18 protein-coding genes are annotated in these 23,044 nt (G+C 44.7%); 10 read left to right on the plus strand and 8 right to left on the minus strand.

The window, feature by feature from the left end:
• Positions 1 to 670 precede the first annotated feature (670 nt).
• The 3 genes from ACO0LH_RS18350 to ACO0LH_RS18360 all read right to left on the minus strand — a co-directional run bounded on the left by ACO0LH_RS18350 (position 671) and on the right by ACO0LH_RS18360 (position 3,713).
• Entirely contained in the window at positions 671 to 1,981 is a 1,311-nt protein-coding gene (locus tag ACO0LH_RS18350) for a diguanylate cyclase domain-containing protein (RefSeq protein ID WP_422942578.1), read from the minus strand.
• Positions 1,982 to 2,096: 115 nt separating this feature from the next.
• A complete protein-coding gene (locus ACO0LH_RS18355) occupies positions 2,097 to 3,251 on the minus strand; it encodes a sensor histidine kinase (protein ID WP_422942579.1) in 1,155 nt (384 codons plus the stop codon).
• A gap of 240 nt (positions 3,252 to 3,491) precedes the next feature.
• Positions 3,492 to 3,713 (minus strand): hypothetical protein, encoded by a 222-nt coding sequence (locus ACO0LH_RS18360; RefSeq protein WP_422942580.1) that lies wholly within the window; start codon positions 3,711 to 3,713, stop codon positions 3,492 to 3,494.
• A 679-nt stretch (positions 3,714 to 4,392) separates the two neighbouring features.
• Between ACO0LH_RS18360 and ACO0LH_RS18365 the strand changes: the two genes are divergently transcribed.
• Both ACO0LH_RS18365 and ACO0LH_RS18370 read left to right on the plus strand, forming a co-directional pair.
• Positions 4,393 to 5,691, plus strand: a complete 1,299-nt coding sequence (locus ACO0LH_RS18365) for a DUF5623 domain-containing protein (RefSeq protein ID WP_422942581.1) — start codon at positions 4,393 to 4,395, stop codon at positions 5,689 to 5,691.
• A 721-nt stretch (positions 5,692 to 6,412) separates the two neighbouring features.
• Positions 6,413 to 6,616, plus strand: coding sequence for a hypothetical protein (locus ACO0LH_RS18370; protein WP_422942582.1), 204 nt, complete (start codon positions 6,413 to 6,415; stop codon positions 6,614 to 6,616).
• 722 nt (positions 6,617 to 7,338) lie between these two features.
• On the opposite strand, the gene ACO0LH_RS18375 is transcribed toward ACO0LH_RS18370, so the two are convergent.
• From ACO0LH_RS18375 to ACO0LH_RS18395, 5 genes are all read right to left on the minus strand, one after another.
• On the minus strand, positions 7,339 to 8,247 hold the full coding sequence (locus ACO0LH_RS18375; RefSeq protein WP_422942583.1) for a TniQ family protein: 909 nt from the start codon (positions 8,245 to 8,247) through the stop codon (positions 7,339 to 7,341).
• Position 8,248: 1 nt separating this feature from the next.
• On the minus strand, positions 8,249 to 9,211 hold the full coding sequence (locus ACO0LH_RS18380) for a TniQ family protein (RefSeq protein WP_422942584.1): 963 nt from the start codon (positions 9,209 to 9,211) through the stop codon (positions 8,249 to 8,251).
• On the minus strand, positions 9,208 to 10,065 hold the full coding sequence (locus tag ACO0LH_RS18385) for a TniB family NTP-binding protein (RefSeq protein ID WP_422942585.1): 858 nt from the start codon (positions 10,063 to 10,065) through the stop codon (positions 9,208 to 9,210). The genes ACO0LH_RS18380 and ACO0LH_RS18385 overlap by 4 nt, the downstream gene beginning before the upstream one ends.
• 1,827 nt (positions 10,066 to 11,892) lie before the next feature.
• Complete coding sequence (locus ACO0LH_RS18390) at positions 11,893 to 12,678, minus strand: Tn7 transposase TnsA N-terminal domain-containing protein (protein ID WP_422942586.1); 786 nt, start codon at positions 12,676 to 12,678, stop codon at positions 11,893 to 11,895.
• Between the two features lie 406 nt (positions 12,679 to 13,084).
• On the minus strand, positions 13,085 to 13,381 hold the full coding sequence (locus tag ACO0LH_RS18395) for a DNA-binding protein (RefSeq protein ID WP_422942587.1): 297 nt from the start codon (positions 13,379 to 13,381) through the stop codon (positions 13,085 to 13,087).
• A 385-nt stretch (positions 13,382 to 13,766) separates the two neighbouring features.
• On the opposite strand from ACO0LH_RS18395, the gene ACO0LH_RS18400 reads away from it, so the two are divergent.
• The 8 genes from ACO0LH_RS18400 (at position 13,767) to ACO0LH_RS18435 (ending at position 23,043) form a co-directional block, all read left to right on the plus strand.
• Positions 13,767 to 14,147, plus strand: a complete 381-nt coding sequence (locus tag ACO0LH_RS18400; RefSeq protein WP_422942588.1) for a helix-turn-helix domain-containing protein — start codon at positions 13,767 to 13,769, stop codon at positions 14,145 to 14,147.
• 657 nt (positions 14,148 to 14,804) lie between these two features.
• Positions 14,805 to 15,677, plus strand: coding sequence for a phosphoribosyltransferase-like protein (locus ACO0LH_RS18405; RefSeq protein ID WP_422942589.1), 873 nt, complete (start codon positions 14,805 to 14,807; stop codon positions 15,675 to 15,677).
• 5 nt (positions 15,678 to 15,682) lie between these two features.
• Complete coding sequence (locus tag ACO0LH_RS18410; RefSeq protein WP_422942590.1) at positions 15,683 to 17,635, plus strand: hypothetical protein; 1,953 nt, start codon at positions 15,683 to 15,685, stop codon at positions 17,633 to 17,635.
• Entirely contained in the window at positions 17,635 to 18,543 is a 909-nt protein-coding gene (locus ACO0LH_RS18415; RefSeq protein ID WP_422942591.1) for a hypothetical protein, read from the plus strand. The genes ACO0LH_RS18410 and ACO0LH_RS18415 overlap by 1 nt, the downstream gene beginning before the upstream one ends.
• 270 nt (positions 18,544 to 18,813) lie before the next feature.
• Positions 18,814 to 19,128 carry a hypothetical protein gene (locus tag ACO0LH_RS18420; protein ID WP_422942592.1) on the plus strand — a complete coding sequence of 105 codons (315 nt, stop codon included), beginning with the start codon at positions 18,814 to 18,816 and terminating at the stop codon, positions 19,126 to 19,128.
• A gap of 25 nt (positions 19,129 to 19,153) precedes the next feature.
• On the plus strand, positions 19,154 to 19,828 hold the full coding sequence (locus ACO0LH_RS18425; RefSeq protein ID WP_422942593.1) for a dUTP diphosphatase: 675 nt from the start codon (positions 19,154 to 19,156) through the stop codon (positions 19,826 to 19,828).
• A gap of 181 nt (positions 19,829 to 20,009) precedes the next feature.
• Positions 20,010 to 21,299, plus strand: a complete 1,290-nt coding sequence (locus ACO0LH_RS18430) for an N-6 DNA methylase (protein WP_422942594.1) — start codon at positions 20,010 to 20,012, stop codon at positions 21,297 to 21,299.
• Positions 21,300 to 21,306: 7 nt separating this feature from the next.
• Entirely contained in the window at positions 21,307 to 23,043 is a 1,737-nt protein-coding gene (locus tag ACO0LH_RS18435; RefSeq protein ID WP_422942595.1) for a zinc ribbon domain-containing protein, read from the plus strand.
• Position 23,044 lies beyond the last annotated feature (1 nt).

Genomic DNA, 23,044 nt, shown 5'->3' on the forward strand with positions numbered 1-23,044 from the left:
ACCCAACTGCCGAATGGTCGGGCGAATGCGCTTCCCGAGCTTGATATAAAGCTTGACCGCTCGAATACGGTCTTCGTATGAATACATGAACTACCTCCAAGTAGTCCAAGTTATTGTCCGCACCCCCACTTTGCTGGATAAATTGCATCTACTGTGACCCACGTTTAGCACACAACCCTACTTATCTTAATGAGTAGGGAGCAGGATTGATTGACGTTGCATTACTAGGTTTTATTCGACGCTGGCACATTCCTGACCAGATTCCATTACGCGAGATCGCCAGACGACTGGGCATCTCTCGCAACACAGTCCGGCGCTATCCGCGCGACGCTATCTGCGCTCTGAAGTCACAGAGCCAGCCTATGCGGATCGACAAACAACAAGCGCCATCGATAAAAGTGCCATCGATAAATGTGCGTTGCAGCTTTCAAGCTGGCTTAAAACCGAAGCGAGCAAGAATCGTAAGCAGCGACGAAGCTTAAAACAACTTCATCTGGATTTGAAAAAACCGGGATTTGAAGGGGCGTATGACCCGGTGACAGCCTTCGCCAGGAAGTGGAAGGTGGATCAAACTGACAGGGTCAATTCAGCTAGCAAACGCACAAACTGAATTCAATTGCCTCTGGTGAACAATGTTTGGGTCTCATATTGATTAGTCATTCATAACTTTCTAGTTTGAATGTAGCTTCATATCGCTGCGGAAAAATTCGCAATTATTCTTGCCTGCAGTTTTCGCACAGTACATAGCAGTGTCTGCATTTTTTATCAAGGTTTCTGCATCCTCGCCATCGCCCGGATAAAGGCTGATACCGATGCTTGCCTTTGCATATAAATTTTTTTGCTCATGCTGAATTGGACGAAGTAATGCTGTCCGTATTTTTTCTGCAATCAGCGCTGCATCTTCTGCATACTTGCCCCCGACTAAAAGAATGACAAACTCATCACCACCATACCGGCTGACAGTATCAGAACTACGAACACAATCACCGAGACGCCGGGCAACGGATTGCAATAATGCGTCACCGCTGGCATGCCCCATTGAATCATTAATATGCTTGAAATTATCAAGATCCAGAAACAATACAGCAAGTCGTGTATCGTTTCTCTTGGCCAGATGAATTGCCTGCGCTATGCGGTCATTGAGCAGAGTGCGGTTAGGTAAATTAGTGAGGGCATCATGTTGCGCCAGGTGGGTCATTTTGACAGTCACCGCCTGGGTGATACTGACATCATGGAATACAATGACCGCGCCAGCAAGTTTGCCATCATAGTCATGAATGGGTGAAGCAGAATCTTCGATGTGGACTTCACTGCCGTCTTTCCTTATCAACAGTGTGTTTGCAGGCAAATCTACTATTTCATTCTTTTTCAAAACAAGGTCGACAGTGTTGATTTCTACTTGCCGGGTTTTACCATTAATTGTTTTAAAAATTTTTTCTATCTGGTGCCCATGTGCATCTGCTTTATCCCATCCAGTGAGATCTTCCGCTGCGCCATTGAGAAAATCAATTTGCCCGTTGATATCTGTGCATATGATCGCGTCACCAATTGAATTCAATACGATTTCAGCCCTTGCCTGTTCTTGGTAAAGCTGATTTTCTACATTCTTGCGCAGAATGATATTTTGTAATGATTGAGGAACCAGGCTATTCACAAAATGACCCTTTGATAAATATCCTTGTGCACCAAGTTGCACCGCTTCAATGGCAGCAGCCTCTTCTTCCTGAGCACTCAGGGTCATGATTGGTATAGTAGGGAAAGCTGCAAATAACTCTTTAAAAGTATTAATTCCCTGGCTATCAGCAAGTGACAAGTCCACCAAAATCAAATCGATGTCAGCTTTTCGCATTCGTAACAAGCCAGCATCAAGCCTGCTCAGACATTCGGTAAGAAAAGGACCGTCCCTTGAATGCCTGAGTGCATCCTCCAATATCTTTGCATCACCAGAATTATTGGTAAGGATAAGAATACGATATTCCATAGAGCCTACTTTTCTAACGAAAAAATGACTGACCTTAAGAAGAACATGCGGGATTAACCCAGCTTTATATTGGCTTTATATCGGGCGTGTCACTCCCTCATATAAGAATGCGACTTCAAGATATATATTCACCAGACTGAATTGACCGGCGCGGCAAATCTATAATAAATAGGCAACCATGACCTGGCACACTCTCGACTGTGAGCAAGCCTCCGTTTGCTTCTATACTACGTCTGGCAATAGAAAGTCCTAGACCCAGCCCGCTCCTGTTCAAGCCACTTTGGGTGAATGGCAGGAAAATTTCCCGTGCAGTGTCTTCGCTCATACCAGGGCCGCTATCCTGAACTTTGATCTGTATGCGTTCAGCAGTTGCATCAACACTGAGTGTGACGAGGCCGTCTTTACCGCTGAATTTAAACGCATTTTGTAATAAATTGCCAAGCGCCGAAAACAGCAAGTCCTTGTCAACATCAACCAGCAGTATTGAAGAAGTTTGCTCAACGTGAAATCTACAATGTAGCATTTCAGCTTCCAGCGAAGCAGAGTATTTCACCTCACTGATAAAATTGGCAAGGCTGAAAACAGCTCGGTGTAAGGTCATGCCAGGTCCAATACGGACCTCTGCAAGTGAACGATCAATCAGCCTGCGAAGCCCCACCAGGCTGCGATCCAGAACGCCACCGGTAGACCCCATCAAACCAACATGACCAGTCTTGATAGCAGCCAGCGCGAGCATTGCCGTGTTCAGATGATTGCGTAATTCATGCGCGAAGAAACCCAGGCGCTCATTTGTCTCCAGCGCTTGCTCATCTGCGATGACCAAATCGCGATGCTCACTGAATGAAGTCACTGCATCAGCAATACCATTATCCAGACAACGGTTCAGTGTACGGAATTCGCTGATTTCAAATTTCTGCCCAAGATCCATAGAGAGATCAGATACTGCCTGGCAAACATCGCCATAATTATGGACAACTTCATTAATCGTATAACCAAGCGTCAAGAGGTCCGCGCCATGAATTGCAGCCGACACGCCGATTTCCGCATGCCGGTCAGGATCGCCAGAAGCAGGGCCGGACACAGCCATGGCAATGGCTTCCTTCCCTTTGCTTTCAGCTTGCAGGGTGCGTATCAGCTGGTTAAGGAACATGGGGACACCTTGTTCCATTTGCTGCTTGTTTGCTGGTGTTCTGTTCGGACGGCTTGCGACTTTTTCGCGGCATCGTCGCTCAAGTTCGGCCCGGTTGGCGATTAAAAAATCGTGCATCATGGAAGACCTTATAGGTATCCCATGCCTGTCAATTGAAGGCCTGCGGCAAGTGCTGCTGTTTTGGGGGTTTACATCAATAGATATTGACGCATTCGATAATTATAGATGGCAAATTTCATAACGTCTGTGCGTTATCGCGCTTATAGAGCATATTTTTGAAGCTAAACCTGGGCGAGGTTTGAGAATCAATGACTTGATAGCGTGCGTTCAATTGGAAACTGCAATCATTCGGGAGTCGACTCACCGCTTAACATCGTAGTCGCTGACGTAAGCCCATCCCCTACCCGTAGCTGCGAACTTGATTGAGTATTTTTTACCGCTCAACTCAAAATTGCAATCCGCGCTCTTCTGATCTTCACTGACTTTACAATGTTTGTTTTTTATGTCTACCTCATCGAACTTGGACAGATCTAGGAAACTACCTTCACGCTTTTGTTCTGAAGCAGCGGCAGCGGCCTTCATTGCATAATCCGAGGGGGCCGCATCTGAACATGCTTGCAGTGAAAGCAAAATAGTCAAAGAACTCAACGCAAATAAAATTCGCATAGCATTGAAATGATTGGTAAAAAGTAAATGAAGTATACCACTTTCTATGTTTTTAATAGCTGCTGCACGATAATTTGTGTAGTCGCTGCTCTTAGATTACTAATTAATTCAGTTCGGCTAACAGATGCATTAAAGCATCCATGTCAACAGGTTTTACCATATGGTGCTCAAAGCTAGTGTCGATGTTCATTTAACTTTGAACTGCCGAAACAGCTAAATCAAGCACTTACAAAACGGTATGCAATTTAAGTCTGAACCATTTTTTCGTTTAACTCTGAATTCGTAGGGGTTTTTTTCATTTAAGTTTGAACTTTTATGGATGTATAAAGTAGATCGAAAATACGAGCTCGCGGATCGTAGATAGAATGTTGCTTATTAGTCAATTTTATGGACTTCACGTTTGAATGATGTTCAAGGTGTTGCAAATTTACTTCAAGGCATGACATAATATTTGGGAGGGCTTTTGCAGGAGCCTGCCACCCGTCTTAGCAAAGCTGTTGACAGCACTGCATGTAATGCAATTCCTTGTTGATGCCAATTTTTTGGCTCAAGAAGCGGTAGACGGGTGACGTTTTGTGAGGGCCAGGAAACTGTCATGACAAAAGAATCTTTACGCCCCTCTACTCTAATTGGCATTAAGTCCTTAGCCAAAGATCTCAAACTAGAGAAAAAAATCCAGCATTCAGAAGCGTTGAACCAGGCAGCAAGGATGGCCGGCTTCAGTAATTTTTCGCATGCGCAAAATCAGCTTCTCCCCACACTTGTAAAGCACAGTGTTTTTTTGACCGTTTATTGGCGTGATACGGAAACAAAAAAAACAGGTAGGGAAACGCTGACTTTGCAGCTTTCTAAAGAGTGGAGCGACCTAATTACGTCCAGGCACTTACAAATCGCGAGGGCGCTAAGCACATTTTTACCTGAAGGCCCAGACCATCTAGTTCGTCAAATTGCCACAGGCTCTCAATCTGCTGCTCGCAGAGTTATATGCGCTGCCGCTCGTACACTACAGTTTATAGATGCAACTAAATTGAGACCAAGTAAGGCGTATAGCCGCGTATTACCAAAAGGTATCTCGACCAATATTGTTCCTGAGAGCGACCACAGCAGTGTCTGGTTTTCTCCCGAAACTAAAAAGTATTTGTTCGCAGATGAACCTTATGAGGCTGCAGTGAAGAATAAACATGAGCAGCGTACAGCTTGGGCAATCAAGCATGACTTTGTGATCGAACGCCCATCTTGGCCCGGCATGTACAATCCTGACGGTGGGAGCCAGTTGTATCTCATTTCGGATGCAAAAAAAGGTATTCCACTTGCTCATATTCTTGCTGCTCTGAGTGATTTACCAATTCCAATAGTTGAGGATACTTGGAACGGAGAGTCGGCTGAAATATACCCTCGTTTTATCAGTCCTGGGCAACTGAAACATCTGACTGCGACAAAAAAAGAAACTATTGATGCACCGAATAAGCCAATCGCAGCACGAAAGTCCATGTCATTACCGGCGCGAAGGCAATTGGATTCGAAAAGGTCTCGCGATTTTAAAATGCCAGTAACGGGACACCGAGAAGTTGGTCGGTTACTCAAAAGCGTCCTCATCGTTTCTTTTCATAGAAAGGGTGTCTACAATCGTCTCAATCAAGTGCGTTCTAATCTTGATGAATGGGCTCATCGTGAATATCGTGAATTGCCAAGTCATCAAATCGTGGATTTCTATTATCGTGAAAATGGAATGACGTTTTCGCGGGCAATTTCTTCGCAAGAAAGAGAAAAACAGATCCGTAATCTCGAGGAGGCTAGGCGAATTTTGAGTGAGCATTATTTAAATTCTGCATCTCTCCGTCCTATGTTGGGCCGATTAGATAGCGCGATTAAGTCGATGCAAACCTGGAAGTGAAAATGCAGTAGGCATTAATTTTTGAAATAAAGCTGGATAGAAAGGAGAGCTGTTGCAGATATCCGATTAAGTAGCTACCGTACTTATTGACGATAACTCCAGTAAATACTATATTCAGTTTTTTTAAAGCAATATGAAGGTTCCACAGCCGACGCAAGGAACCACCCGCCAAAAGGCAACTTCTGGTCTAGCTAGATCTAAGTAAGAGAGTAAAAGGGATCGGAATGTATCAAGTAAAAGCCTCCGTTCGCGGAGGCTTTTACCCTTATGCTTTCTGAAAAAAAGGCATAAAATCTTTCCTTGCTGGTACTTGGAAATTTAGAGCATGCATATTTTTGACTTTGGTTTGAATTTGGTAGAAAATAGTAATAAGCTGCGTAGCAGCGTTAAAATGTAGTAAATGAAAAAGTAGCTAGGCTTAAAACTAGCATTTAAATGGCCCCTCCGCCAAGCGCAAAAAAGCAGCGCTGACAAACTGGTTTGTGTTTAGCAAACCTTATCTATCATTGGGCTGTAGGTATTCGCAGCTACTTTATATAGAAGACACACGCTCGCCCTAAATGCGGCGATCCATTCTGTCTTGCGTTGCCCCAAAACGCACTCTTAAATTTCAAAAAAAATTTTTTGCTTTCGACTTTTGGCGGCCAGGTCGATAAGCACGCACACGCCTAGAAAAAACGTGTATCCCCTGGCCATTAACGTCTGAAAAAAGGGTCAAAAAATGATTCCCAAAATTCCTCACGCCTGTGCGGCTGGCATCACCGTAGTTTGTCATTTTTTAGGAAAATGGCTGTATATAAATTTTGATCAGCCGTTACCTGTGATCGATGAGAATGATATTACTACTCTTCTGTTTTTGTGTAGCTGGTTGCAGGTGCTGCAAAGGCGTTTTGTAAAAAAACAAAAGGAGAAGGATAACAAGTAATTTGATGAAGGGAGGAGGCAATTTTTGCCTCCCTTTTTAAATAACAATGTCTCAGGGTTAGTTATAACGCTGACGTGAATTAGCTCTTCGTTTGCGAAAAATAACAATACGAAAAAACTCACAAAGATGCTTGATGCAGTCATTCTAGTGGAGGAATATTGCAGCCTGATAACTATAAGAAGGAGCAGCAAATTTTTAGAATTCTGTTGATGATCTGCAGTACAAGTGGGTAATTTCAAAGGATTCTGCAGTCAACGAAAACCCGTGGACCAAGTGTGAAAAACTTACCTCTGTATGAGCGGCTTTTCCATCCCCAGTAAGAGCCAATTAAACGACACATTGCTAGGGAAAAGTAGTACAAATATTATGGATGTCGGCTCAAATATAGATACAACTATTTGCGGTGAGAACTTCGCGTCAGGTTCACGTGGAAATTGGTTTTTACATGCGAGTCAAAATGCAGTAGCGCAAGTGTCTTCAGGTGACAGCTATTGCGACTTGCTGTATCATCCTTGAACAGAGTGTGCGTGAGTCTCCCCGCTCTTAAAATCCAGATGAGATCCGCGTAGGCGCCCGTCATGGCCGGCTTGTAAAGAGCAGATAGTGGCAGATTAGGTAGCGGCTAATCCTTTGTTCTCGGCCGTTCAGATAATTCCGAGAGGGGCAATTTCCCCCCCCCTCAGAACGGTATGTCTGTTAATTCAACATTCGAAATACATCATTCATTTAGCAAACGCCAGCATTTTTCTCCTATTCTGCCGTTCGGCGGTTTTTACATACTTGATCAGTTTTCCTAGAGCTTTTGTTTGCTTCGCACCTTTTGCCGTGGAAATAAATTTCTGTTCCTGAGTTTTGGCATGATGATCAATTGAGTTTAAGTGTCGGCTCCAGGTCTTCGCTCCAAAAAGAGGGAAAATCCAGGAGCTGTGCTCGATTGGTGCCTGGAGCAAATTGGCTCTGTATAAGTGGAACATCGACGGCAAGCTGAATTTTTCGTTTAATGGTTGAATTTCGTAATAGCCATGAACTATTGCAGCCATCATGCTTTGCTGTACCGTCAATTTTTCTGCACTGCATATGCTACCCACAGGGGGTGGTGCATTGATTGCATTTCTAAGGTCGAACTGGCAGAAGAAGCAAAATGCCAGATTTGGCATGGCATTACCAGAAACCAAAAGAGGATTTTTTAATTCTGGAATGTTAGTGCAGCGTGGGCACCGGGTCAGCAAGTTGATCAGATGTCTTGGACATATTTTCCAAAAATGGAACCGCCATTCGATACGATAAAAAGGTATCGTGTCAGTTTTTAAGCAGGACACACAGAAAGCGGTGACTGGCGACTTATTAAAGCCGGTTCTCACCTGGCCGTAGACATCTGCGTTGAATAAAATGGACTGATTGGTTGCCTTAACTAGGTGAAAATTTTCGATACCATGCCTTGTCATTGACATCAATCTGAGAATACCGTCAGATATCCTCTCACTATCTATGTCTTTTGGCGGTGCACATTCCAGGACCTGGAATAGCTTTTCAACAGATATACCTTGCCGTTGACAAAGGCGGTGTATCCACGAGGACAGCGTTTCCCCTTGAATTATTCTAGGTGCAACCAAGAAATTTTTTATGGTCATTTTAAAATAACCTCATTTGTGATAGAGGGTTCAAGTGGAGCAGGCTGGATTTAGGATTTTCTCGTTGTTTGCCTTGTAATAACAGTTGAGAAATTAAAGCCTGGTCTGCTGTGCACTCTGTTTCGTCGAGCAATGACCGTAAATTCGTTTCCGAAAACAGAGGCCGGATATTCCCGATGTTTTGCCGCGTCAAAATTTCTTCAAGCCGGGACAAGCTGCGCTCTATGCACCGGGCAGCGCGACGAGTGCTCAGGGCTTTAGCACCCGTGCCGACATCTACCTGATCTTCTGGGCATTTCTTGATGCCTGTTGCCCAAATAACTCTCAGTGCGCCATCGGTGGATAAGTTGTCCAGCAGGGAGAGTACTTGGCGGTAGTTGCCCGCATCTAGCAGCCATTCGCAATCAGGACAAATGCGTTCCTGCAGCCATGCTGCAAAGACTGCTGTTTCCTCATTGATTTCCAATTGCTGGCTTCGGCGGATGTCATAGCCACATTCACATTGGCAGACGCCAGGACGATCCCAGCTTAGAGGTTTTAAACAGCTCCCGCACCGATCAATCAGTTGCAACCCATGAAATGGGCAATTGGTCATCATCGAAAAGTCCCAGGATTTTCTGATGAAGTGGTTTTCATCAAGACACATGGTGCAAACCTGAGGATGACGGAATCTGAGTAAGAAACTTCTTTTGATGACGTGACCGTAAGCACTGAATATAGTATGTCCGCTTTCCTGGCAAGAAAAAATGCAAAGCTCTGGTGCGTTGACAATGTGGGCATCAAAAATGTAGGCAATATCCGGAATATGCTGTAACGACAGATGATGAATCTTCTGCCTATCGAATACTCGGGAAAGCCATTGAATGCCGCCCATGTGATTTGCCTCAAACATCCGTAGCACATACCCCATAAAGGACTCGTCATCGATCGGATCACTGCGTACAGGGAGTTTACTGGGGATCATGATTGCACCTTGAATGGGTTAGCGAGACTTGCTGATGTCCCAAATGTCGTTAAAAACGCAAATGAAAAATGCTCTTCACCGACTTTGTCAGCTTTTTTCTCCATGGCGTTGATTATGGCCGCAATGACCAGGTATTTCAGTGTGCGTGGTGATCCCTGTGTTGCGTTGTGCAGTTTTTTTGCCAGGCTTGGTAAGATACTGATATCAAATGTCGAAACCTGCATCTGGAATGCCTTTATAAATCCCTGCCATTCGTCCCCCCAGCCGAAAGGGCGAATCTGGAAGCGAGCTGGTATGCGCGAAGCAAACTGCGAATCCAAATGATGTAAATCACCCAACTCATCTGTACCAAAGACAAATACCGGGACGCCGGTTTTATCCATGATTTCTTTGAATAGGTCAGTTATCTCAGACGCTATAAATTTCCCTTTGCCCCGGAACAAATGCTGAAATTCATCGATGATGATGACCCGTACTCCTCGTTCCTTGATCGCTTGTATCAATACTGATTGCCGCAAGTCTTGTAGTCGCGTTGTCCTTAATCCGGGAGGATGCCCAAGTGCTTGCAGCATGCGGTCGATCATTGACCCCATATTTGGTGCTGCCGCAGCAGATATAGAGATGACCTCACTTTCTGTTTCCATCAAATCTGTTTTCTGGGTGTGCCGTCTGACGATAATATTGATAAGATGGGTTTTTCCGGATCCGGTTGGTGCAACGACGCTTGCGCCTAAAGGAATGCCGGAAGCTGAGCTTTGGTTGATCAGATTGCATATGCCGTCAAATGCAGCCTTGAATTGCGGATGCATCACGGTGATTGCATTGATCTGCTCTGAAATGTATTCGATATTCATAGGTAGACTCCTTAATCCAAAAGATAGGCATCAAAAGTAGGGATCACCACGTTTTCTTTGTGATGTTCTGTTGGGACACAGAGCTGGGATGGCGAAGGTGTTACCTGAACCGGATTGTCGGACTGCAGGCACTTAGCACTGCTTAGTCCGGCGAATTTCAAAGCCAGCTTGTTGTTCCTGTTTACTCCCTTGCCTCGTGACATACTCAGCCACATGTCGGCGAGATCGATTTTTGCCTGTAAATGTGTTTGATAATTTCCTGCTTTCATATGGGAGTTTTTGATATGCTCACGAATAGCTTTGTGCTGGATAATTGACAGGTTATTTGCATATTCTGGGTGACAGTTCGGTACATAAAGCCAGTCCAGGGTTTTAGGATGTTGGACGTAAACAAATCCAAGATTTTCCGGATCATATTTCACTTGAGTTTTGAATTTCAGCGATAGCTCCCGTCGGACTGATTGCAGTTCCTGACAATTGAAATGGAGACCAGGCATAACAATGCCTTCATTGCCAACAGTTAATGTTTTCTGGTGCGCCGCGATTAAGCCAAGACTATCCAAATTCGAGGGCAAGAGCGGAGGTGGTGTTTGCTCAAAACTTTCCCGAAATAAATCGATTGGTCGAGCTAAGGTCCTGGAATTAATTTTAAGTGGGTGGACATCGACGAAATACTGCAATAGGCCTTTGCAGAGATTGCTAAATGAGATACAAGCTGTTTTCTTTGGATCAAGCGCCAAGCTGTTAGTAACAGGTTTAAACACTTTCCCCTGATCAGGAAGGTGATACCCCAACTCACCGAAAAAACGCTCCACATTTGGCTTTAACCAGGGTTGTCGGACCGGGCAGTATTGGATATCTATATTGAGTTCCGTAGCTGCTGATACAAATTGCCGAGAATGGAATTCAAGACCGTTATCTACGACATACATTTCGCCAAGACCATAGCCGTACCAAGTCTGCTGAAGGAACGGAGCGTTGTCGGTGTACACGCTTTTTGGCATGATGCCGACTTTCATTGCGTTTAAGACAGGGGCAAGACCGGCGCCCGCAAATGAAATATAGAACCCAATGCAGTAGCTGCTGTAAGCATCGATGATGATGGTGATGACAGGACGACCCAAGGGCATTCCTGCAGCGTCTTCAACAACAACCATATCAAGGATAGTGTGATCGACCTCCAAGTATTGAAGTACTCGGATTGCTTCTGTCCCCTTTAGTGAATAGCGCCATTTGTTTCGTGCGTATGCAGCACCAAATCGATGGACGTCGCGAGTATATGGGCTTACCTGCAACACGCGCCGACGCAGTGAAGAAAGGCTAATGGTCTCTTTGGCTTGTCCTGCTTGTTTATTACCGGCTAGCTCCTTTAAGCGCCGATTCAAAATCATGGCCACATATTGGAGCGTCGGGCGACTACGCGTGAAATACTCCTTCAGCAAAACCTTCGTTATCTCCGCCTCTTGATCCTGGGAAAAAGCTTTAGGGCGCGATTTACTAAAATTTTTTGTGATAAGAGCGGATGGATTTGCACCGGACTCGTCCCACAAGCGTATCCAGACCATTGCAGTAGAAGCCGTAGGTATCTTATTGGGGTCGTTACTTTCTTGCGGGAGTTTCTTTAATATCGCTGAAATTGCCCTGCGCTGACCACGTGATATGCCATTCTTTTTGATCCATTTAACAATACGGATGCGGAACTCAAGCGCATTTTTATATTTTTCTGGAAGTGAATCGATGTTTGTCAGCAGTCCCGCTGTGCCATCATTTTTGGAGGTGTTTGCGTTTCCAGAAATGGCATCTCCGCCGATCACCGTTAATTTATGGCTAAAGATCTGACTCGTCACCTTGGCGATATCCCACGTGTAATTTTGGCGAGTAATTGGGTCTTCGAACTGGACGCGGTTCTGGTCTATCTTGCGCACAAACTCCAGAGTCTGGGTTCCACGACGCAGCGTCAAGCCAACTTGGAATGCAAACATCTTCATGATTAATCTCCATCGAAATAGGTTTAATGAGCGTGTTATCAGCCAGTGAAATACTGTCGTTGAACATGAGTGTTCTCCTGCCTAGCATATGTAGCAGAACTGTTTTATCGGCTTGCGCCATCTGCATGACGACGGCAATCGGCACGGGATCTGTCGTCGCTTGCATGACACGTAAAACTGCCTGTACTGATTGATCAGGAATGCTGCCTCTCGCGTATCGGAGGAGGAGCTCAATTTTGGCTGGCAGGTCTCCATCATCGATCATGCGGTCAGTGACCACATGGAATGAAAAGGTACGTTGTTTGAGAATGGACGAAACTTGGTTAAACATTTCAACTGATTTCTTGACGAATACTTCTGGTTTGACTTCAACGATTAGAGTTCTTCCTGAAGAAAATTTCACTAGAAAATCTGGTGTATAAGATTTGTCCTCTTCTTCCCCATAAGTCACTGTAAATGGCTGGTCGATAATGTGCTTTACGCCAGGCGTCAGTAGCATCCTTTGTATGAACCTGCGTTCAAGCTGGCTTTCATATTCAATGACTTCTTTTTGCAGCCAGCCACAAGACACTAGGCCAACGGTTCGATGAGGTGATCTTGTAATCACTTTGCGTTTGGGTTTCATAAGCAGCACCCAATGACAAGTGAAAGGGCTGTGGAGGGTATTACAAGCTGGGGCTGCAGCGACTCACGGTGATTACATCCAAGATAGCGTGATAACAAGGTTAGTCTGGCCGACTTGAGGGGCACCTGCCGTGCGAATAGATGGTTGAGTTCGACGAGTGCATACGCCTTCCGAAACAGAGGGAGAAGCGGGATTGATGCTTGGAAATATGCGTCCTTTTTCATGCGATTTCTCCTGCGTACAGGCGTGCGAGAGCGGTGCCCGCATGTACGCGATCACAAAAATGATAAAAAAGGGGTTGACGCGCGCGAGTGGCGCAGGTAGATTTGAGTTGTTGAGACAGAAATCTGGGATTCACCCCCCCGACATTAGAGCGCCTTGGTTTGCAGACCTTGGCGCTTTTTTGTTATGGGTCCATGTTTGATCCTCCTTTTGGCTGAGATTGGCTTTCTCTGAATATAGAATCAGATTCAGTCATAGGGTCTGGAGGCGCCTTCACGCCCAATGGTGCTGGTGAGGGTTTTAATCCAAGTGCAACGGCGATACGGTGGCTTTCTCCACGTTTTGCCTTTGCCCTGCCAGAAAGCACCGCATAAACGAGAAACGGATCAAATTCATGGGCGCGAGCCCACTCCCTAATGCAGGTGCCTTGCTCAAAAAAGCGCTGCTTGACTTCGTCAATGGCAGTCTGGGAAAGGCTCATGATTTAATTGATTAAATTTAAAGGAAATTGATTGCTATTTTGCAAAAATTACCGAGATTTATGATATTAGTTTATTGTAAACAAATATGAATATCAACAAGAACCCATCAAGCGGCTCAAAAAATTACAAAAACTAAGAGGAATTGCATACATAGCGCTTTATAAAATTTTTAAATATCTGATAAAAACATGCTTAAAAATCGAATTTGAAATATTTAAGAATGTATATAGGGGTTGACCGTCAACCCCTATATTTATGTACCTAAGGGTTGACCGTCAACCCCAGTGTGTATGTATCTAGGGGTTGACGGTCAACCCCTAGATGCGTATCTTTGGAAGGATTGCGGGCGCCCCTAAAAAGTGAGATTTTTTAAAGAGTTTAGATATGGCTATAGAAGACTTGGGGGCAGGTACTGCTCGAAGATTGTTGGAAGAGCGGACGCGGCTTGGATTGACCCAAGGTGCGCTGGCTGAGCTTGCGGGTTTGTCCAGGGTCAGCATTGCAAAATATGAGTCTGGCGGCACACTTCCTAGTTCGGAGGCACTTATTGCTCTTGATAGAAGTGGAGTTGATATCCGTTATGTCTTAGTTGGAATCCACTGCACGGGAGAAAGCGTTTTCCGGGATCGTTTTCGTGTTGCATTCGAGGAAGTTAGCCGACAGGCGAAGGCAAATAAAGAGACGCTTACTGATGCTGCCCACTTGGAATTGGCCTGGCGTATTTATGATGCGTTTGAGATTTTTGAAAAATACAAGCAGAACTAATTAGGTTGGATTGATGTTGTGCTGTTGTATCTGCTTTTGATGTCACGAACACTGTTTGAAGAGCCGCACCTCTGCAACAGATCATTAACCAATATTAATGTCTGGAAAAACATTTCGATCACTACATGGTGAATGTTAACGCAATGAATATTTGGAGCAGAAGTAGTGTTTTGGGTTCCATACCGAGATGGAGTTATACGGTGTACTTTAAATTTGCATTTAACAATTATCAACAAAGTAAGCTATTTTCATGACACTTTAACAATTGTCATGTAATCTAGTTATATTTATAATTTGCATGCAAAATTTACAATGATATATCCAATCTGTGTCGACTGAATTTGGATTTGCATGCTTGTCACGCAAATTTGCTTCGGCTTAATAGTGTCAGTTATCAAGGGTGTTCAGCAGTAAAGCTCACCTGAAAAATCATGAACTGGTGCTGTTTTTTAATTTCGGCAACTCGCATGAGCGGTATTTCTAACAAATTTTCTGAGCTTTAAGATATTGCTATCTATGGGAATTTACCAAAATGTTTCATAAATTCATGCTTTATCCGCTTTGGATGAATGGCCTGCAGACCATAAAATTGTCCTTCTTTTACACCGTACAACTCACAGCCACAATTGATCGATTTTCAACTCGATTGCCACAGCGATGATTTCGTCTGAAGATCTAAAACTTAAGCGCGCGGTTCAACTGCTTTGTTCTACCGGAATTCGTCGCCCACTCGCATCTGAGAGGATGCGAACTTGGCTGAAGCAATTTTCTTCTGGCCCAGAACATACCTTAGCGTTACTAATTCTGCGTCATCTGATCTATCGAACATCCAACCAGATAGAATCGTCTCTAACGCAGGCACTGCGTCGAATGGCATTGCACTTTGCGCTTAACGATAAGGATCGATCAACCATGTACTGGAGAGATATCCTTGAAGGTCGAGCACAACTGAATTTCTATTTTGGGCCACCGGAACATGAATATACTAGGCCTGGCAAAAGTGGTGAACTTATTATTCGGTTGTTAAAACAGATATTTTCTATTAAGTCCGAGCAGATAGAATATCCTTCTTCGAACAAAACACTTTCGACCAACGAACGGTTTCTCATGATTGACGATGGGACTTTCAGCGGCGACCAACTAAGTAAAATTATTGAGGCCAATTCAACGCTTATGAAAAGGCCTGGTCAGACAGGCGTCGTAGTCTCTATTGCGCACGAAAGAGCCCTTCAGCGGTTTGAGCGTGATTTTCCAGAAATCCCGGTGTTTTACGGCGAAAAGATGACTGAACAGGATGGGTTGGTGGCTATTTCTGAGCAATGGATTGTGGCAGGCAATTGGCCATATGGAAATGACTTGCCGTGCGAAGTCTACAATGAAATCGTCAAGAAGGCAGGATTTAAGACGGTCCAGCCGCTCGGATATGCTGGTCTAGGTCTCATGGTTGCTTATGAACATGGTATTCCTGATGATTCTTTGCAACTCCTTTGGGACAAGTCTGACTCGTGGACTCCTCTCTTCGATAGGTAAAATGGATGATAATTCTTGACCACGCAATTCTCGCTAAGACTCGTGCTGAGGAGCATGACGCAGACGTTTGGGGAAAATTCTTTATACCACCTTACTTCCATAAACTGGGGTTAAAGTCAGCAACGAAAGCAACCTATATTGTCGGTAAGCGTGGATGCGGAAAGACCATGTTACTAAAGTATATGGACTACCATACTGCGTTTTCCCCTCGTCGAAATGTAATTCCTAATGATGAACTAAAGCATGTCGGCATATATTGGCGAGTTGATACTCAGTTCTGTAACTCCCTTAAATCTAGAGGTTTAGATGAGACGGAATGGATATCTGTTTTTGAGAGCTACTTTTCACTTGTTGTATCTGTTGAGATTATTCGAGCTACTCGAGCGATTGCCGAAAGTGCATATCAAAACTTCACAGAAGCCGATTTTGCTAAACTAAAGTTTAGTTGCGCGACAGACTTCCATCCGGATTTTCCAACGGTACCGAGTGAACTTGAAAAATTCCTTGAGGGGCGGAGGCGTTTATTCTCGACATGGGCTTCGAATATGTCGTCGATGACCAAACCATTGCTGCCGCCAGGGCGCGCATTTATCGACGCACTTATTCTGGATCTAAAAAATACGCCTGCACTTAAAGATATAGCGTTTTATGTCTACGTTGATGAGGTGGAGAATTTAGTTCCGTACCAACGCAGAGTTCTGAATTCATATCTTAAGCACAGCCAAAAGCCGTTTATCGTCAGTTTCACATCCAAAGAACTCTCAGGGGAGAGCGCAACTACAGGCCCTGAGTCTGTCAATGCAACTCATGATTTTCGTCTTATTGCTCTTGATGAGCAGTTGGATGAGCAAAGTTGGAATGTTTTTTTTGCAGAAGTATATTTGGCCAACCTTGACTTGGCAGCTGGAAACGAGAATGGTTATTTTATTCAATCGGTATTGTCGCCTGACGGATTAGTCAAACGCCAGGTGGATGTCTATCGTGCACAGACATTAAAAACTATACGTGCACGCTTTCCATCAAAAACATCAAAGGAACTCGCGAAAGACGCTTTGGAGGAACCTCGCATTGAACGAATACTCATTGAGAGAATTGATCGAGCGCTAATGAAGAAAAAGACCAAGATCAAGGTCGATACTTTTATAGAATTCAAAAATGTGCCTGAAGCCTTAGTGATTGTGCCTGCATTGCTTAATCGCTCTACGCAAACTCCAGAGCGAGTGATTGAGGAGCTAGAGAAATACAGATGCGACGGAACAGGGGCATTTGAGACAACTTGGGTACACAATAATTTGGTTGGCGCGCTACTAGAACTCTACCGACCTTACCAGTCGATTTGTCCGATCTACAGCGGATTTGATACGTTTTGTACGATGGCTAGTAACAATCTACGCCACTTCCTTATACTTGCTTACAAGGCGCTTGAGGTCACGGAGCTGTTGGATGGAGATGTAGATATTTTCGCTATTGATATTCAGGCTAAGGCCGCGTATGAGGCAGCTGACAAGTTGATAGATGAGATAAAAACATTTGGTGAGTATGGAGAGCGGCTGCGTATGTTCGTTTTACGTCTGGGTGGTGCTTTCCGTGGCCTTCAGGCGCAACCAGCTATGAGCGAGCCTGAACAAAATCAATTCACCATTAATTCTGGGCGCGCTTTGTCACAAGAGGAAGTCAGATTCATGAGGGAGGCGATGAAGTATGCGATCTTGATTGAGCAGCTAGAGACCAAAACGAAGGGGGCGGCGGGTCGGGATACCGTTGATTATCAATTAAACCCAATTTACGCTCCCTACTTTCAGATTAGCTATCGTAGGAAAAGAAAAATCGAAGTGTCAGTTGAAGATTTTCACATACTTGCTCTTGGCACGGAAGACGAATACCGCGGATTCTGCTCTCGCTTGATTAAAGATGATTCAAGTCCGGCTATAACGTCGCAACAAATGGGATTGTGGTAATGGCTGCTACCGCTCATTTCTATTCCAGTAGCCACAATAGCGTTGTTCAGTTGGGATTGTCATCTGGTGGTGTGCTTTTCCACGGAACTGCCGTCGATGATCGCGGCGAACTTGCTGTAAACACTGAGGAAGCACCTACGCACGAGAAAGTGTTAGTCACCTACGATGTCGAGAATATGACTGTCAGTGTCGGTGGTATAGCTGCTAGTGCCGATGCATGTGCCGATCTTGTGCAACGTTATATGGATGGCCGACAAATCGTTTTGGAGGCAACTACATTGGGTTTTGCTGAATTATTCTGTATAACGCGGGCACTCATTGCGCTTGGTGTCAATACCTTTCACATTATCTATGCAGAGCCGGATAACTATACCAAACCTGTCGGCGGGGACTCGTACGCGCTATCAGAACTTATTCCAGGATACAAGCCTATTCCTCATGCAGTTGTTGATCTTTCAAGTGATGAGGTTGAGGCTGGTGTATTTTTCTTGGGTTACGAGCCTGACCGGATGGCCAGAGCTCTGGCGGAGTATCAGATGATTGCCGCAAAATCGGTAAAGGTCGTTTTTGGCGTTCCAGCGTTTCGTGCTGGCTGGGAACTCAATGCGATAGTTCCACATTTACCAATGCTTTCCGAACAAGGGGATTTTGACATTGCATATTGCTCTGCAAGCGATCCTGGTTCTGCCTTCGAATGTCTTGAACGGACTCGTGATTCTTTAACTGCAGGGGCGAAGATGTTTATTGCACCCATAGGTACCAAGCCATGCGGCATCGCCACTGCTGTATTTGCAAGTCTTTTTCCTTCTGAGACAGGAATAATTTTTGATCATCCCCGCAAAAAATCGAAGCGCTCGACTGGTGCTAACGTATGGCATCTATATGTTGTACGTGTTGACCGTGAGTAGTCCTTGTTTGTGATATCAATGGATCATGTTGCCTGGATGGCGTTGCGCAAGGAAATTGTCAGTGCTTCTTTGCGTGTACGCGGATTAATGTCCGCGTTGAATTTAGTTCTTAAGAGAGAGTGTAATAGTTCCGCAACGCAATTTTGGGGGCACGAATTGCTACGCCCCTTTTTGCTACGGTCGTTATCAACATACAATTGCATGACTATTTGAATACTGTTATTCTTTTTTGAGAATAATATTCTATGCATTATTTCTGTTGAAAACTTTATGGAACCTAAAGACATTGTCTGCACAGCATGGCAAAATTCGGGTTCATCTCAAGTAAGGTTTGCTGCGTTGTTGAGCAAGAGCCAGCCAATGCTGTCGAAGTATATCTCCTGCGATGCTGTTCCTCCCGTTGAGGTAATTATTCTTTGTATGAATAAATGCGGATTCCGATTAAGTCCTAATATATCCGCAACAGCACTTTTTGCGCGAATCCTAAAGGAGTTGTCTGGTGACGTGTTCGCAGATGCGCGATTAGCTATCAATCAAATCCTTGATTACATCGCAGGGCATAGTGATAGGATAGTGCGCCACTGATATGTCCTGAGAGAAAAGGAGCCAAATGAAATCACTCCAAACTGAACAGGCCAAACAAATGCTTGTGCTACAGGCCAGAATGAATGCTACTGTCAATCCCGATTGGCTAACGGCAGGCTATCCCTTCTTACGCGCGGTTGTGGTGGAAGTGAGTGAGGCACTTGATCATTTTGGGTGGAAGTGGTGGAAAAAGGAGCTTCCAGATATTGAGCAAGCGGGAGTTGAATTGATTGATATTTTGCATTTCATGTTGTCTCATGAATTGGTGCGAGCGCGGGGTGACGTCGAGTTGGCTGCCGTCCGCGTGGCGAACTCTTCAGATCCAAGTGTCAAGATCATCATATTTGACGGCACCCTGCACTCACTTGATAGATCGGATCCGCGACGTCTGCTTGAACTCTTGGCCGGTCTCGCTGTTTGCAGACGAAACGAGTTTTCCGTGTTGGAAGCCTGTTTTCAAGCATTGAATATGTCATGGGATACTGTTCTTGTTCAGTATATATCCAAAAATGTCTTGAATATTTTCAGGCAGGATAATGGCTATAAGTCAGGAAGCTATGTGAAGCAATGGAATGGGCGAGAGGATAATGTTCATCTGGTGGAAATAGTTTCATCAATGGACGTGAACAACAAATCTTTTAGCGTCGATCTATATAAAGCTCTAGGCGCTCGGTATGTTGCAGTGTTGAAAGCAGGATAAGGTTAAATTATGGAAGTTTATAATTGCAAATCACATGTCACCTCTTTGCTTTAGAGCTGCTTTTGCTGATTTGAGAAGTTGAATTTCTTCGATACCTGATTGTGGGTTTTAATGCATGCATATTGTTGCGCAGGCTTATTGGAAATATAATATGTGGGCTAAGTAATTTATCTGCTGCGCAATGCACTACAATATAGAAAGTAATATGACACTTGCTCCGCAGCTTGACTTAATTCGACCCGGCATGACTTCGGATAGCTGGGGACGTTATTACACGGCACCAGCCGTAAGCGACATTTTGGTTAATTTAATTGACCATGTGAAGCCAAAGCTCATTGTTGAGTTAGGCGTGGGACAGGGCTCCATATCAAGTGCAGCAGTTCGAAAGTGGGGAGGGGCTCGGTTAGTCACTGTAGATGCCGATCATAGTACTCGACCTGAGTTAAGTGATCACGGTGGTCAAGCCCATATGCACTACGTCCAAGACGCGTTGGATGACGAACTGGCAAATAAGATTGGTTTGTCTTTTGGTAGTGTGGACATCGGTCTGTGCAACCCGCCATACGTTCGTCCGAAGTGGCGAGCTGGTTATGGTGCCATTCTTGAAGAAGCCGGATTTTCCGGAGCTCTTGATTCAATACATGACGCCGGAGCAGATTTACTGTTCATCGCACAAAATCTCCGTTTTCTTAAACGCAAAGGCAAACTGGGATTAATACTTCCTGATGGATTGCTAACCGGCCAGAAATTCGAACGAGTCCGCGCAGTGCTTTTAAGGCAGCACCTCATTAAAGAAATTGTCCAGCTTCCCCGACGGGTGTTCAGCGGTACTGATGCACAAACTCATCTTTTGGTTCTTGCAAAGTCAGGCGGTACTACTGAACAAGTCGTGCTACGGAATTTATCCATGCAAGGTGAACTGTCCGCACCTCTCGTTATCCCAGCAGAGATTGCAGAGAAGAGGCTTGACTATGGATTTCATTTTTCAAGACAATCTGTAGCAAGTTCAACGAAACGTAGAAAAACGATGACCATTGAAAATATGGGGGCGTCGCTTCAACGAGGTTCATTTAGTTCCAATCAACTCGATTCTTTACCAGTTCCTATTTTTCATTTAAGTGATTTTCCCCGTCGTCTAGATGGCGTTTTTGCGCGGGTTCCTAAGAAATTTCTCAGGGCGGCTAGGACGTTAGGAAAATTACCTGGTCAAGTTCATATCGCAGAGCCAGGCGATATTTTGATCGCACGAATAGGTCGCAATTTACACGATAAAATTTGCTTGGTCGAGGGAGAGGGGTGTGTAATTAGCGACTGCATATACGCGTTGCGAGTGCCACCGAAATATCGTGACAGTATCATGCGGTTCTTTTCTAGCGCAGCTGGACGCAATGCACTTGAGACATTGGCTCACGGGGTTGGAGCAAAATATCTCTCTAGGTCAGACGTATTGCAAATGGCTTTGCCTTTATAAAGTAAAAATGAAAACAGCAGAAAACGACGGCGTTACAAAAGACGAAGATTTGGTGCTAGAACAACGGGCCGACTACATACCTGTCGAAGATTTGGTTTCCGAGACTGCACCTGATAGCGAGCTGTTTAAAAGCGTGTTAAAAGCTTTACTTACACCATCATTAAAAACAATTGTCGGTCCCCGCGGCTGTGGCAAAACCCACATGATGCGGTACTCTTGGATTACATGCCAAGAAGATCAGTCTAAGCCATTTTCAGTATATGTCTCCTTTAATAAATATTATCGGTTGGAGCCTCTGCTTGTATCAAGGGCATCGCCACCAGATGAATTTCATGCCTGGGCATTGGGGTTGGTAGTGTTGGCAACATACGGGAGTCTTGAGTACAAAGGGAAGAATGCGTCAGGTGTTGCTGAGATTGAAAAATTGCTTAGTCTGCCAAAACATCGTTTAGAACTGTTAATTGCGGCATTGGAACGAAACCAACCACTTTCTGTTGATGAGCTCGCACTTTCTAGGTCAATTACAGTTACGAAAGTTCAGCAATTGCTAGATGCTGCATGTGGCATCGCAGGGCGAAAACGGACAGTGCTCCTGCTTGATGACGCGGCACTGACACTTACGCCAAGCTATCTTATCGAACTACTTGATATTGTGCGTGCTCTTAAGTCTTCAACCATAGCTCCTAAAGCATCAGTCTACCCCGGAACAACTGAGTATAGCCCCCGCTTTCACGCTGGTCAGGACAGTACGGACGTGTTCGTTTGGACCTCTTTCGAAGCACCTACTTACGCATCAGATCTGGATCAAATTGCTCGATGTCGATTCCCTGATTTCGAGCTTTTTCCTAATGATATTGTTGAGATTTTGCGATTTGCGGCTTTTGGTGTTCCTCGTGCTTACTTAACGATGTTGCAGTCGTTTAAGGAGAATCGAAATAGGTCTATGCAAGCCCGAGTCAACCAGGTTATTGAGGATCACCTTTCGGCTAGGCTCGCAGAATTCCGTTCGCTTGCGACGAAAGTTCCAAAGTTTGCGAATCTACTTAGTGTGGGAGAACTCATTCTAAATGGCATGGTGAAGGCAATTAAGAGCGCGAATGATAGTCGAGAATTGGTCCAACTAATTGTTGGGGTTCCTAAGGAGGACCTTACCCCAATCGTTCGCCGCATGTTTCAATTACTAGTTGAGGCAGGACTCATCTTCGACGCCAAAGAAGTGAAACACGGTACTCCTGAGCGAATTTATCGACGATTCATACCACATGGCGCAGCCCTTCTCAGCAGCAGGGCACTAACTTCAGGGGATGCGGGAGGTACACTTAGAAGTACGGTCGATGCTATTCATGCTCGACGGGCAAAACATCCTATTCGTCGTAAGTTAGAAAAATACGTAGATGATATAGCGATTCTGAAAGATCTAGATTTTGCGCTCCCTCCTTGTCCTGCATGTGGTACAAAGCGGGTCGATGAAATGCAAAAATTCTGTAGCAATTGTGGAAGTCAGCTGATCGCAGTCTCGTCATTCGACGCTTGCTTAAACGTACAAATCGAGATGGTGCCTGCGTTGACGCAATTTCAAATTCGACAAATAAAAAATGATTTACCACAGCTAAAAACTATTCGTGATTATCTAGCTATGCAAAATCCCGTCGCTGAATTGATCACAGTATACGGTTTCGGTCGGCGTCGAAGTACTAAAATCGCCGATGTCTTGCATAGTTTTGTTGACGATTTTCTTTCCTAGC

Origin of the sequence: Undibacterium sp. TJN19 (assembly GCF_049339485.1) — a bacterium.
GTDB lineage: Bacteria > Pseudomonadota > Gammaproteobacteria > Burkholderiales > Burkholderiaceae_D > Undibacterium.